This window comes from Microcoleus sp. PH2017_24_DOB_U_A, from assembly GCF_020738205.1.
In the GTDB taxonomy this organism is placed as follows: Bacteria; Cyanobacteriota; Cyanobacteriia; order Cyanobacteriales; family Microcoleaceae; genus Microcoleus.
The window spans coordinates 42,236-55,977 of record NZ_JAEQCT010000055.1 but is presented as its reverse complement, the minus strand read 5'-3'; the positions used below and the strand labels follow the sequence as shown (position 1 = coordinate 55,977).

Here is a 13,742-nt window from a genome sequence, read left to right as displayed (position 1 = left end):
CAAACAAAGTCCGCCGGACGCCGACTAAGAAATACGAAAGAAAGTAGCCGTAAGGTGCGTCGCCATCAAAAAATCCCAAGAAAAATCGACAATCTAATAGCGACGCACCTTACATTAAGGTATAATTATATATCGACGATCGATTACCGATTACCGATTACCGATTACCGATTACCGATTACCGATTACCAATTACCAATTACCAATTACCAATAAACTAAATGATAGAAATAAATACTAAAGAAATATATACAGTAGAAAATACAGAGGAATTTAATCAAACTAATGTCACTCAGCGATTAGATATTTGGCTGTCAAACCAGATACCAGACTTATCGAGATCGCGAATCCAAACTCTGATATCACAAGGCAACGTCAAAGTCAACGACGCAACCTGCACCTCGAAAAAAATATCAGTCAAAACGGGCGATCGCATCCACATCACTTTACCCGAAGCCCAGCCCACAAAATTAGAACCCCAAGCAATTCCCCTCGACATCCTCTACGAAGACGACAGCCTAATAATCATCAACAAACCAGCCGGATTAGTCGTCCATCCAGCCGCCGGACATCTAGACGGTACCTTAGTCAACGCCCTGTTAGCCCACTGTCCCCTCGCAGAAATCGGCGGCGTTCAACGCCCCGGAATCGTCCACAGATTAGACAAAGATACAACAGGTGCGATCGCGATCGCCAAAACCGACATCGCCCACCAAAACCTGCAAGCCCAACTCAAAACCAAAACCGCCCGCCGGGAATATTTAGGCGTAGTTTACGGAGTTCCTAACGCCGAAACAGGTACAATAGACCTACCCATCGGCCGGCATCCCACAGACCGCAAAAAAATGGCAGTAGTACCAGAACAAAAAGGCGGCCGCCCCTCCGTTACTCACTGGACAATCAAAGAAAGAATCGGCAACTATTGCTTAATGCACTATCAATTAGAAACAGGCCGCACCCATCAAATTCGCGTCCACACAGCCGAAATTAAACATCCCATAGTCGGCGACCCCATGTACAGTTCCAACCGTTCCATCGGCGTAAATTTAACCGGACAAGCCCTCCACGCATGGCGCCTGCAATTGCAGCATCCGTTAACCGGAGAGTTGATTGAGGCGATCGCGCCTTTACCCGATCAATTCAACACTCTGCTAAAAATATTGCGCCTGCGAGCTCATATTTGATAATTGGTAACTGAGTATGGGGAATTAATAATTGGGAATTGATGACTACTAACTACTGTTCGCGAGCGGGGACAGCACTACTACTGTTTGCGAGCGGGGACAGCACTACTAACCACTAACCACTAACCACTAACCACTAACCACTAACCACTAACCACTAACTACTAACCACTAACCACTAACTACTAACCACTAACTACTAACTACTAACCACGGACAAAAAATTATGAGTCCTGAGTTTTGGATTCCGAGTTTAATAAAAAACTCAAACCTCAAAACTCAAGACTCAAAACTCTCTCAGCCTAAAAACTGATCGATTAAATCCATAGCCCGACACAAACAATAGTACCAAGCAGTATCAATTAGCGGCGAGGAACCATCGTGGCAATATTGATATTAGCCAGAGATACGCGCTGCGGCGGAGTAGCAGGCATGGACATATTCCGAGCCATATTCAAATAGTTCGACGGATCGCCAGCCTTCGCTTGCTGTTCTTGAGGAACAAAACGGCGAACTGTACTCTGCCAAATGATTTGCGGGAAGCCAAGCTGCGAGCGGTGGTACTCGTTGTAGCGAGGTGTCTTCAAATTGAAAGGAGTTTCCCCTCCAACACGCTGAGGCAAAATTCGGCGTTTTTGGTAAGGAATTGTATCGTAGCCGAAGTTGTCGAGGTACTCATCGCTATTGACCAATTCGTCAATAAACCCTTGAGGCCCCTTGGTTGCAACTACGATCGACCAAGCAATCTTTTCGCGATCGCTGTAAACATCCCGGCCCAAAACGCGCTGCACGCACATTTCCACAAACCGGTAGTTGCTGTTAGTTTGGTAATTCCGTTCCAAGAAAGGCCCCGAAGTCGCCAAACCGCGAATGAAATCCCGCACAGTAATTTGGCCGAACTTGAGTTGCGACTCCAAAGACTTTTGGCGGTTGCTCTTGAGGATTTGGTGTTCGCTGTAAATCTGACGATATCCAGCCCAAATCAAATTTTCCATGTCCCCGGACGAGAGCACATTTTCAGTTGTGAAAACTCTGGGCTGCTCGTCGCCCCCTACTTCATAACCAGCAACGCGCTGGTTTTGACTCTTGGGGGCGTAGCTTAATAAAGGAAGCGCCACGTTAAAATCTCCGTTATCTCAAATTTCAGAAATAGTTGACACCGCGAGCTGCCAGCATAACGGATACAACTAACCAACATACAGATTAGGGGATTCCCGCAATCTAAATCCGATTTTCCTGAATTTTTGCAACAATCTGTAACATTTGTTGTCAGTGGGCAGTGGGCAGTGGGCAGTGGGCAGTGGGCAGTGGGCAGTGGGCAGCAAAATAAATTACCAGCCCAGAGCCGAGTAAAACTGGCTGGGAGGGGCTTGATCCTCTGCTGCTGGCTTAGCTGCATCGGAGTCTGGTTCCACTCGAACTTCCGTACAAAAAGTCGATGTGCTGAAACCGCCAAAGCGCTTTACCGCACTTGTCCGCATCCGCACGTTCGGAGTCGCAAACCAAAAACGCTCGATCGAACTCATGGTCTCGTATTCGGTAATCAGCAACAGCGCATCTTCATCATCCATCTCAAAACGGCCAGCCACCGGCACAATTTCCGCGTAGCCCCGTTCCCGCAACATCAAACCCTGCCGCGGATTTTCAGGATCGGGGACGATCGCGAATACGGTAGACCCCTTATGATTCTCATCATCCTTATCCCACGCCATAGTGCCGTGCCAAGTCACAAACGCTCCCCCAGCAGCCCGACTCGGATCGACTTCGTGCATCTGGCAAATCTCAGCCACTCGATCGTCATCCGCACCCAGCGCCGTTACTTGAATATTTGAATCTCCAATCTCCGCTTGGCGAAAAGCCAGATGGTGAGTGCTGCGCTGCGATCGCCACTCCCCAGCACTGCTCTGAAAAAACTCCATTGCATCCATACAAAATAGCTCCTTTGGCTTAGGCTTCCCGGTTTTTATCCCTGTTTTATGATAAAGCTCCCCCCACTTAGATGTACTTTTGCGACACAAATTAGTTTCAAAATGTGTACTTTGGACATATTGTCAAGCAGATGTTATGATAGTTTACAATATAGGGAACACAACAAAGCCTGCGGAACGTCATTCCGATCTATCTCGCATCGATCTCACGTAACAAACTGGAGGAGCGATTTTATGGATATGCCTACAACCAGCCTCAGCATGGAACAGCAGTTTAAATTGCAACTGCTGCGCGAACAAGTCAAAACATTGAGTCAAGACCAAGCTCAGGAATACTTGCTAGAAGTGATGCGACAAAACATGGTCAAAGAAAACCTGTTAAAGTATTGGATGAAGAAGATGTGAGCTTTTCGAGAACTTCTTCAACAAAATCAGCTACTTGTATCTGCAAAAAGTACGATCGAGCTTTTAAACATAAAAACCAAGAATCTCGGCTCCTCCAAGAAACCGGGATTCTTCAGTTATCAAGAAATTGGGTTTAAAACCCTTTCTTCAGTGGCCGGCTTTTTCCATAATTAAGTAATGTAACATAGTATTGACTTTGGGGGCAATCAATTCTAGTCTAAAATTAGATTTTAAGGATTAAGTATCTCGCTGCAAAGCCAGGAAAAATCGTAATTAAAGTCAATCACAAACAACTAAAGATCAAGTTTTAGAAATGGTACGCGGGCCAGGACGTGAAACCAGGGATTTTAAATCCCTAAACGCTTGAGGAGCTTGTTGTAAGACAAGGATAGCAGCCCACCTTTTAAGGCAAAAGGATTGCGCCCAAGAACCCACGCTTGCGCGGGATATTAAGATCGAAATGTCTTAAGAATCCTCGTGCCTTAAGGCCGAGGAGTGTCAAGTCCGAATTGGTTCGTAGTAAGGACTTTAGTCCTGTGACGGATGAGGACTAAAGTCCTCACTACGAACCAATTTGATTGTCGTCGTTCGTGTAGGGCGATTGTTTCAACCTGTTGGAGACTCCGGCAACTCAACCAAAACGGCCGCTGACATAATCCATAGTAGACTCTTCCTTCGGATTTTGGAAAATCACCTCAGTCCTGTCGCACTCCACAAGATAGCCAAACCGCTTCCCATCGTCAGAAAGTTTAGCATTGAAAAAAGCAGTCAAGTCAGAAACCCGAGTAGCCTGCTGCATATTGTGAGTCACGATTACAATCGTATACTTCTCCTTGAGTTCCCGCATCAACTCCTCAATCTTAATCGTCGAAATCGGGTCAAGGGAAGCGCAAGGTTCATCCATCAATACTACATCAGGATTAATTGCGATCGCCCGAGCAATACACAAACGCTGCTGCTGGCCACCCGACAGCGAAAAACCGCTTTGCTTCAGCTTATCCTTTACCTCATCCCACAAATAAGCTTGTTTGAGCGACTTTTCCACCAACTCATCCATATCTCCCTTATAGTTATTCACCCTCGCACCGTAAGCAATATTGTCATAAATCGACTTCGGGAAAGGATTCGGCTTTTGAAACACCATCCCAATCTTGCGGCGCACCTCCACAGCATCAATATCAGGATCGTAAAGATTTTGACCGTGATAATCAATTCGGCCTTCTAAACGAAAACCGTTAACCAAATCATTGAGGCGGTTAAAACATCGCAGAATTGTACTTTTACCGCAGCCAGACGGCCCAATTAAAGCAGTAATCTGATTTTTGGGAATCTCCATGCAAACATTTTTTACCGCGTGAAAAGCGCCGTAAAAAATATTGATATTCTCAGTACGTAAAACAGTTTCAGTCTTATTTGCCAGATTCATCATACACTTAATACTCCAATCGAATTTTACAAATGAAAATGTTATTGGTGATTGGTTATTGGTTCTTGGCCACCCCCAACGAATGACAAATAACAAATAACTAATGACTTCAATAAACCTTTTGGCGAGTAGCCCAACGAGACAGAATACTCGTCAGCAAAACCATCAACACCAAAATCAAAGAAGCAGCCCAAGCCAATTCTTTCTGTGCCTTAAAAGGAACCGTTGCAAAGTTGTAAACCAAAACCGAAAGACTCGGAGTTGGCTTATCAAATCCAGCCGGCCAAAAAGGCGAATTCAGCGCCGTGAAAATCAAAGGAGCAGTTTCACCAGCAGCGCGAGCAACCGCCAAAGTCACACCAGTTAAAATAGCCGGAATTGCCGCAGGTAAAACCACCTGCAACACTGTTTGATAATTAGAAGCACCCACACCAACCGACGCCCATCTGATATCCTGCGGGACAATTTGTAGAGCTTCGTCAGTAGTCCGCACAATCGTCGGTAACATCAGCACAGCCAGCGCCGCGCCTCCTGCAATTGCCGAAAAACCTCCCATATTTACCACGAACAAACCGTAGGCAAATACACCTGCAATAATCGATGGAACTCCGCTGAGGACATTAGTTGCAAAGCGCACCCAGCGAGCGACTTCGCCGCTGCTGAACTCTGACAAATAAACGGCGGCCAATACGCCAAAAGGAACAGCAATTAGAGAGGCAATTCCTACGGTCATTAATGTACCGATAATTGCGTTAGCGATACCGCCTCCCGACAGTCCAGGCGGGGGTGGCAATTTGGTAAATAAGTCTAAATTTAGGCGGTTAAAACCCTGTATGGTTACGTAGGAAAGGACTGCAAACAAAGGCAGCAGAGTGATAGCCATACAAGCTCCAGCTATTCCGGTCATCGCCAGATTTAACAGAGTTCTAGGGCTATTTTTGACCTTCTTTAAACTGCCTACTTTCTGTTCTAAAGAATTCTCGTCAGGGACGGGATTTGACATAAATAAAGCTATTAGGAAATTGTGGCAAACTTCTAGTTGTACTTGGCTCTTACTTGAGAAACAATCCACTCTGCCAAAACATTAACAATCAGCGTCATGATAAACAGAATTAGTCCCGTGTACATCAGAGCAGACACTTGCAAGCCGGAAGCTTCGGCAAATTGATTTGCCATCAAAGAAGCAATAGTATTTGCAGGAGCTAGCACTGAAGCACTTAACTGATTGGAATTGCCAATTAACAGGGTGGCTGCCATTGTTTCTCCCATCGCGCGGCCCAGGCCGAGCATGATTCCGCCGACAATCCCGGAAAAAGCTGCGGGTACTAGCACTCTAAAAATTGTTGTCCAGCGAGTTGCTCCCAAACCTAGAGATGCTTGTCGCAATTCGGGCGGGAGACTGGCTAAAGAGTCGCGGGAGATAGCAGTAATAATGGGCAAAGTCATGATTCCCAAGATTACTCCGGCAGGTAACATTCCCGGGCCAACTGGCGGAGTGCTAAAAATCGGCAGCCATCCAAAGTTACCGTTGAGAAACTTTCCGATGCTGGTAAGTATGGGAATCAATACAGCAATTCCCCACAAACCGTAGACTACGCTGGGAATGGCGGCTAAAAGTTCTACTAAAAAAACTAAAGCTGTGCGTACTGGGAGCGGCAAAAAATCTTCGCTCAGGAAGATTGCAGTCCCTACTCCTAATGGTACCGCAATTAGGAGCGCGATCGCCGAACTGACGATCGTCCCATAAATCATCGGCAGCGCGCCGTACTCTTCTTTAACCGGATTCCAGCTACTGCTAAATAGAAATCCCAAACCGTACTGTTGAATCGCAGGTAACGCTCTATAAGCAACCGTCACGGCGATTACCAGCAAGATTACACCCACTCCGATGCCCAAAATGCGCGTCAGCCAGATAAAGGCTTGGTCTAACGACTTTTCTGCTCTTGAGCGCGATCGACTCTCTAATTGAGGGCTATTATTATCTGAAACCATAAACAAAAAACCCAAATAATAGTAGTGAGAAAGATTAATTTTAAGAAAAAGCTAGCTGGAAGAAAGCAGAAAGAAAAAGAATAAAAAAATCAAAGGGGCGGGTTGATTAATCCCGTGACTTTTCAACAAATATTTCTGGTGAAGCCCGCCGCTTTGATTTTGAAAGACGTAGATTGCGATTTACCTTTGGGTGGGGGCGGGTTTACGAGATTATTGGTTTTAGGCAATTATTGTTGGTGAATCCGCCCCTACAGAAATATCTCTCTTCTTTCTTCCTTCAATCGCTATTTGGCAACTTCAATTTTGTAGTCGGCGCTGATGCCGTCGGCCGCCGCGGCTACTTTTTCTTTAACACTTGCAGGCAAAGGAACGTAGCCCAATTCAGAACTAACTTTTTGACCTTCATTCAAGCCGTATTCAACCATTGCTTCGATCGCTTTGGCTTTGTTGGGGTCAGCAACTGTTTTAGGAACTAGCATCCAAGTGTAGGTGACAATTGGATAGGAAGAAGCGCCTTCTGGGTCTTCGATAAATGCTCGCAGATTTTCCGGTAAGGGCACTGTCGCTAGAGCTGCTGAAGCTGATTCGTCGTTAGGTGTGACAAAGGTGCCTGCTTTGTTTTGCAAAGATGCAAATTTGACGTTGTTGTTTTTGGCATAGCCGTATTCTATGTAGCCGACGCTGCCTGCGGTTTGCAGGATTTGGGCTGTGATGCCTTCGTTGCCTTTTGCACCAATAAAAGTACCTGTTTTGGGCCACTCTACTGTTTTGCCGTCACCTACTGCGGTTTTCCAGTCGGGGCTGATGGCGCTCAGGTGTTTGGTGAAGACGGCTGTTGTACCGCTACCGTCGGAACGGTGGATGACGGTGATGGCTTGGTCTGGCAATTTAGCGCCTGGATTGGCTGCGGCAATTTTGGGGTCGTTCCACTTGGTAATTTTACCTTGGAAGATTTCTGTGTAAACATCCCGTGGCAGTTTGAGTTCGGGTACGTCTGGCAGGTTGTAGCCGATAACGATGCTGCCGGCTGTCATGGGCAACAAAATCACGCCTTTGTCTGCTGGAACTTTGGCGATTTCGTCGTCTTTCATGGCGGTGTCGCTAGCGCCAAAGTCTACTGTGCCTTTGGTGAATTGTTCGATTCCGGCGCCGCTACCTACTGATTGATAGTTAATTTGTACTTTGGGGTTGATTTTGTTGAAGTCTTGAAACCAACGCTGGTATAGAGGTGCGGGGAATGATGCGCCTGCTGCTGTGATTGCTACGTCTGAGGCGAGGGCGAGTTTGGTGTTGGTTGCTGCTGCAACGGGGGCAGCGCCGGGGGTTGCTGCGGTGTCGCTGCCGGGGCTGGGGCTGCTGCTGGTGGTTGTGCTGCCGCCGCCGCAAGCTGCTAAGCTGAGGGCGATCGCCATAGCAGAAATTGCTGTGGTAACACGATTCGGATTTATCAAGTTGATACGAAAAATCATAAGTATAGAAATTTGCGATCGTTATACGGGTGTCGCGCACTAGCATATCGCGCGAAAGTAAAGCTTAGGTTAAAAATCTTTACATTTTATCTTAATCTAATGTTAACCAAGATTAAATTCATTCATGAGCTTGACAAGTGTGATTTTTTTAGATATATGCCAAATAAATTAGTAGAGAAACAAGGATGCGATCGCGCGATCGCGAACAATTCCACATTAGGCGATCGGCACATCCAGACTTGAGAACCATAAAACCCTACAATGGTGGTTGTTTTGACAAGGTGCTAGTATTGAGAACTTAAATGCTGCTAGCGTTGAAGCTGGCATCTGAGGAATACCTTCTGACGAACACCGTTTGACGATCATGCCTGCTCCTATCGAATTAATCTGGGCTGTTATTGGTTTGCTCCTAACGATAGGAGGCACTTTTTTGCCTGCATCTGTGACAATGCCGATCGGGTTTTGGGACGATCGCGGACTTCAGGCGTACTCTTTAGGTGTTACCTATCAAATTGGAGCAGTATTGCTAGTAGGCTGCATGGGTGGCAAAAATGCGGCGGCTCTCTCGCAAATTGCCTATTTGGTATTAGGATTGACTTTGTGGCCAGTTTTTGCTCAAGGTGGCGGCATCGGCTACATTAAAGAAGCGAGTTTTGGGTATTTGTTGGGTTTCGTGCCTGGTGCTTGGGTGTGCGGCTGGGTCGCTTTTAAGGTTGCTTCGCGGTTGGAATCGATCGCTTTTAGTTGTTTGTGCGGTTTATTTACAGTTCACGCGATCGGCTTAATTTATCTGATTTTTAATTACTTGCTGATTCCGGGCAAAAAAACACCTTTATTGAATGAGATTCTAAAATATTCTGTTTATCCTCTACCGGGACAATTGGCTGTGGTTTGTGCGATCGCACTTCTGTCATTTACTTTGCGCCGCTTGATGTTTTATTAATTGGGGAATTGGGGCATAGGGCATAGGGCATAGGGCATAGGGCATTGGTAATTGTGCAAAATTGGGTTATAGTATCATTCTGCAACGGGAAAGTCATCTCGCTGCGGGTGGGAAAGATCGGCTAAACTGCTGAAACGCGAGATTTGAGTGAATTATCCCATGCCCGATGCCCTATCTTTTATTCCCTAATCCATGCGTTTTAAAAGAAATCCCTTGTTCTGGGTAGCTGCTATTATCAGTTTAGTTTTAGACCACCTGAGCAAGTTTTGGGTGGTGCAAAATTTTGACTTGACGGTTCCTCCGCAGACTCAGCCGCTGTTACCGGGGATATTTCACTTCACTTATGTTGTTAATACCGGTGCGGCTTTTAGTTTGTTTAGCAATGGTGGGGCGAGTTGGTTGCGCTGGCTGTCTTTGGGTGTGAGTGTGGGATTGATGATTTTGGCTTGGTTCGGGCCGCGAATTAACCGCTGGGAACAAGCTGGCTACGGTTTGATTTTGGGGGGCGCACTGGGTAACGGGATCGATCGATTTATTTTGGGCCACGTTGTAGATTTTATCGATTTTCGGATCATTCGGTTCCCGGTATTTAATCTGGCCGATGTGTTTATTAATGCTGGGATTATCTGTTTGTTGATTGCAACTTTTCACGGTGCACCGCCGCCGAGAAACCGAGATGATAGCGATTCTATTTCAGAGTAATAGGATTTTTCTCAACTCTTTGTACGACATAATTGTTGGCGGAGTCAAACGAATGTTGTTTGCACTCTGCTGGCGATAACACAGGTGCTTCGCTACTCGAAAAGTCGATTTTTTTGAGAGATTGTGAATGGCGACGCACCCTACGGCTTTCTCACTCATTTACCAGAAGAATTGGTTGAAAGCCTCTCCCTTTGAGGGAGAAATTAAAATCAGACTATTCATTATTCCAATCCTCGAACTTAAGGGTAGAGGTCGCTATCAAACTGTCAATTGTCAACTGTCAACTGTCAACTGTTGAAACTAACCCAACGATTCGATTTGATTTATAACCGGGAAAAACTCGATCGACCTTTTCCCCATCCAGCCGTAAATGACTCTGCAACAAAGTAGCAATTACATCTCGAAAATCCGTCGTCACGGCTAAATCGCGCTTTTGATACAACTGACTTTCATCCAATCCCGGCCACTCGCCATAAACTTTGCCGCCCTTAATATTACCACCCAAAAGCCACATCGCATTTCCGTGTCCGTGATCCGTGCCGCCGTTACCGTTTTCGCGCACAGTGCGGCCGAATTCTGAGATAACTACGATCGCACTTTCGGAGTAAACATCACCCAATCCCTGCACCAAATTCGCTAAACCCTGTCCCAGGGGGCGCAATCTTGCGGCTAATTGGCCTTGGGAACTTCCTTGATTGATGTGGGTATCCCAGCCTCCGAGGGCGAGGAAAGCTAGCTGAATGCTGGAGTCTCTCGCCATCAGCCGCCCCAATTGCGTCGCGTCGCCGGGGAAACCATCGGCTAAGGGTGCGCCGTTATTGGCGGCTTTCATTTCTGCATCTAAGTTAGCCAGCAGGGTTTGGCGGGCGGCGCGACTTTCTCGATATGCTTGACCTAGTTGGTCGCTATCGCTGTAAAGTCGATCGAATGCGGTACCGATTTGGGGTTTGTCAATGGCGATCGGGCGGCTGGCATTTTTACCTAGTCTAAAGCTGGCAACTGCCATTTTTCCCGACAGGATGCGGGGTGTGGAGGTGCCACCATTCAGGGCTTGGACGGGGGAATTGGCGGATATGACTGACAGCAGGCGGTTCATCCAGCCGTCGGGGGTCTTGTTTTTGCCGGGAGTGCCACTTTCCATGTAGTCTTGCGCCTCAAAGTGCGATCGGGTGGGATCGGGAGAACCGCAAGCGTGGGCAAATGCGAGGGTTCCTTGCTGCCACAGCGGGGCGATCGCGCTGAGTGCGGGGTGGAGTCCAAAACGGCCGTCAAGGTCGATCGCACCGCCTTGCAGCCCCGGTTTTGGGATAGCTATTTTGGGTCGAGATTGATAGTAATTCGCTTCTTGGTAGGGAACAATTACGTTTAAGCCATCGACTGCGCCGCGCAAAAAGATGACAATTAATCGTTTGCTGTTCTTGGGTGCGGCGGCTTTCACGGCTAAACCGTGGAGTCCGACAGACATAATTGTCGAAGTTGAAAGCAATCCGGTTTGGATTAAAAATTGGCGTCTGTTCATGGTAATGGGTAATGGGTAATGGGTAGTAATTGGTAATTGGGAATTGGTAATTGGTAATTGGTAATTGGGAATTGGTAATTGGGAATTGGTAATTGGGAATTGGTAATTGGTAATTGGTAATTGGGAATTGGTAATTGGGAATTGGTAATTGGAAGTTAAAGTGCTAACGCTCTTCCCTCTGGGAGCATCTCAGTTTTACAAGAAGCATTTTTTATTGTAGTGCTGTCCCCGCTCGCGTGCTTATACACCCACGCGAGTTCTCGACAGCACTATAAATGCAAAACTGAGATGCTCCCTTCCTTCTTCCTTCTTCCTTCTTCCCTCTTCCTTCTTCCTTCTTCCTTCTTCCTTCTTCCTTCTTCCTTCTTTTATCGGCGCATAAATTCTGGACTGCCCAAAATCAAAGCGGGGCGTAAATTAGCCGGACTGGAGGCGATCGCACTTTTGGTATTCGCCGAGAAATCATTCCCCAAAATATTAGCTAACTGCGACGGATCTATTAACTGGTTGCTATTTCTCGGGCCCATTGGCAAAGAGGAGTTAGAAGGAGTTGCGATCGCAGGTAACATCCATCCCGACTGATTGTTGTCAGCGGGAGGAGAGTTTAAATACAAGGGATTGGTGGCCAAAGCCGTGACAAAACTCAACCGACGGGCGATCGCATCTGGATTCAGCCAAGCATCTTGAGTATTCTTGTAACCGTCGGGAGTTGGGCAGCCGTAAGGTGCCATTCCTAGCTGTAGCAAAGTTGTGTACAGCGGTTGAAAATTTTCTACTGTCTTATTTGTCGATCGCACCGCCGATATAACGTATTGGTAGGGAGTTTTAAACTTAGCGCTGTAATTTTTTTTATCCCAGAATTCTCGGCTGCGGAACAAAGTATTTAAGACTTCGCGGATATCTCCATCAGTTTCGAGAAAGCGCTGGCTGAGGCGATCGACTAACGCATTTGGCGGGCTGTCAGCCACAAAATATTGAGCTAATTTATAACTGACGTGTTTGGCTGTGGCTGGGCTTTTGGCTAAAATAGTTAAAGCTTGTTTTCCCTCGGTTTCGCCCGAACCTTTGATAGTTTTCCCGAGAAATATTTTATCGCTAAAATCATGGCGTTTGGCATCAAAATAAAAGCTGTAACCGTCCTTTTCAGATGGTCGCGGCCCAAATCCCCAGCCTGTAAAAATGCGAGCTAATGCGATAACATCTTGTTGCGTATAACCCCCATTGACGCCTAAGGTATGCAGCTCCATTAACTCCCGCGCATAATTCTCATTTAATCCCCGAAATCCGCCTTTGGCTCCGATACTTTTTGGATCGGTATTTTGCCAATTATCTAAATAATACAACATGGCAGGATGACGGGAAGTTGCACCTAGCAAGTCCCGGAATTTTCCCAGAGCGTAGGGTCTAATTGCTTCTTGTTCGTAGGCTCCTACCCAGAGTTTATTTAATCCTTTATCTGAGTAAACATTAAAGTGATTGTACCAAAAATCCACCATAACTTCTTGCAATTGGCGGGGACTTTCTGCCGATCGCAATAAACGAGCTTTAACTGCTTCTTGGAGAATTATCCGAGCCTTGATGCTGGCGGCTCTGATTGCTTCTGGTGTTGGTTTTTGACCGTTTTGCGATCGGCGGACACCGTATTCGACAAAGAGTTCTGCTGGTGTTTTTTGCAGGGTTTCTAACCTGTTGATGCGAGAGGTAAGGTTCTGAGGTTCGGGGATGGTTTCTGGGGAGAGTTGCTGTTGGATGTAATTTTCTGTGCCGTGCGATCGCACTTTTTCGATATCGCCCAATCGCGGGCCAAAACTAATGCGGTTGAGGAGATGCAGAATTTTGGAATTGTCGGGGGGACTGGCGGCGCTGCTGGAGGCGATCGGGCACAGCCACAAGTAGAGAAATAATGCCCCATGTTTGAGTTTCAGTTTCATAGTAGCTGCTGGGGGAACTATTGGTTAATTCTGTATGCCTTAGACTGGTTGGGCGGCAAAAAGGTTCAATAGTTTAGGATTTCGGCACTGGCGATGGAAAACCGGATTTTTTAACCAATACTTGCTTAAAACTCTCAATAAGAGTTAAAAAAACCCGGTTTCTTTGTGGGCGAGTGCGTAACTCCTACGGTTGTTAGTCATCAACGCCCAACATGGATACGCGGATGACACAAATTTATTATC

The 13,742-nt window shown here is 46.6% G+C and carries 12 protein-coding genes; 4 read left to right on the top strand and 8 right to left on the bottom strand.

The features are described 5' to 3' along the window. Window positions 1-221 precede the first annotated feature (221 nt). Window positions 222-1,184, top strand: a complete 963-nt coding sequence (locus JGK07_RS16330) for an RluA family pseudouridine synthase (RefSeq protein ID WP_293224391.1) — start codon at window positions 222-224, stop codon at window positions 1,182-1,184. Between the two features lie 362 nt (window positions 1,185-1,546). Here JGK07_RS16330 and JGK07_RS16325 read toward each other — a convergent pair whose 3' ends face one another. Beyond that, window positions 1,547-2,302: a phycobilisome rod-core linker polypeptide gene (locus tag JGK07_RS16325; RefSeq protein ID WP_293175615.1), complete on the bottom strand. Its 756-nt coding sequence runs from the start codon at window positions 2,300-2,302 to the stop codon at window positions 1,547-1,549. Between the two features lie 213 nt (window positions 2,303-2,515). Then, window positions 2,516-3,112 carry a phycobiliprotein lyase gene (locus JGK07_RS16320; protein ID WP_293175617.1) on the bottom strand — a complete coding sequence of 199 codons (597 nt, stop codon included), beginning with the start codon at window positions 3,110-3,112 and terminating at the stop codon, window positions 2,516-2,518. 234 nt (window positions 3,113-3,346) lie between these two features. Here JGK07_RS16320 and JGK07_RS16315 point away from each other — a divergent pair, with 234 nt between their 5' ends. Then, window positions 3,347-3,517: an NblA/ycf18 family protein gene (locus tag JGK07_RS16315; protein WP_293175619.1), complete on the top strand. Its 171-nt coding sequence runs from the start codon at window positions 3,347-3,349 to the stop codon at window positions 3,515-3,517. Window positions 3,518-4,148: 631 nt separating this feature from the next. Here JGK07_RS16315 and pstB read toward each other — a convergent pair. The 4 genes from pstB to pstS form a co-directional block, all read right to left on the bottom strand. Further along, window positions 4,149-4,943, bottom strand: coding sequence for a phosphate ABC transporter ATP-binding protein PstB (gene pstB, locus JGK07_RS16310; protein ID WP_293189816.1), 795 nt, complete (start codon window positions 4,941-4,943; stop codon window positions 4,149-4,151). A 109-nt stretch (window positions 4,944-5,052) separates the two neighbouring features. Next, window positions 5,053-5,946, bottom strand: coding sequence for a phosphate ABC transporter permease PstA (gene pstA / locus JGK07_RS16305; protein ID WP_293189794.1), 894 nt, complete (start codon window positions 5,944-5,946; stop codon window positions 5,053-5,055). A gap of 32 nt (window positions 5,947-5,978) precedes the next feature. After that, window positions 5,979-6,935, bottom strand: a complete 957-nt coding sequence (gene pstC / locus JGK07_RS16300) for a phosphate ABC transporter permease subunit PstC (RefSeq protein WP_293175623.1) — start codon at window positions 6,933-6,935, stop codon at window positions 5,979-5,981. 284 nt (window positions 6,936-7,219) lie between these two features. Then, window positions 7,220-8,404: a phosphate ABC transporter substrate-binding protein PstS gene (pstS, locus tag JGK07_RS16295; RefSeq protein ID WP_293224393.1), complete on the bottom strand. Its 1,185-nt coding sequence runs from the start codon at window positions 8,402-8,404 to the stop codon at window positions 7,220-7,222. A gap of 364 nt (window positions 8,405-8,768) precedes the next feature. Between pstS and JGK07_RS16290 the strand changes: the two genes are divergently transcribed. Together JGK07_RS16290 and lspA are read left to right on the top strand one after the other, a co-directional pair. Beyond that, a complete protein-coding gene (locus tag JGK07_RS16290) occupies window positions 8,769-9,347 on the top strand; it encodes a biotin transporter BioY (RefSeq protein WP_293175627.1) in 579 nt (192 codons plus the stop codon). 192 nt (window positions 9,348-9,539) lie between these two features. Next, the gene (gene lspA, locus JGK07_RS16285) at window positions 9,540-10,049 is read left to right on the top strand and encodes a signal peptidase II (RefSeq protein WP_293175629.1); all 510 of its coding nucleotides are present in this window, start codon (window positions 9,540-9,542) and stop codon (window positions 10,047-10,049) included. A 280-nt stretch (window positions 10,050-10,329) separates the two neighbouring features. On the opposite strand, the gene JGK07_RS16280 is transcribed toward lspA, so the two are convergent. Then, complete coding sequence (locus JGK07_RS16280) at window positions 10,330-11,568, bottom strand: DUF1501 domain-containing protein (RefSeq protein WP_293189792.1); 1,239 nt, start codon at window positions 11,566-11,568, stop codon at window positions 10,330-10,332. A gap of 368 nt (window positions 11,569-11,936) precedes the next feature. Further along, window positions 11,937-13,499, bottom strand: coding sequence for a DUF1800 domain-containing protein (locus tag JGK07_RS16275; protein ID WP_293189791.1), 1,563 nt, complete (start codon window positions 13,497-13,499; stop codon window positions 11,937-11,939). Window positions 13,500-13,742 lie beyond the last annotated feature (243 nt).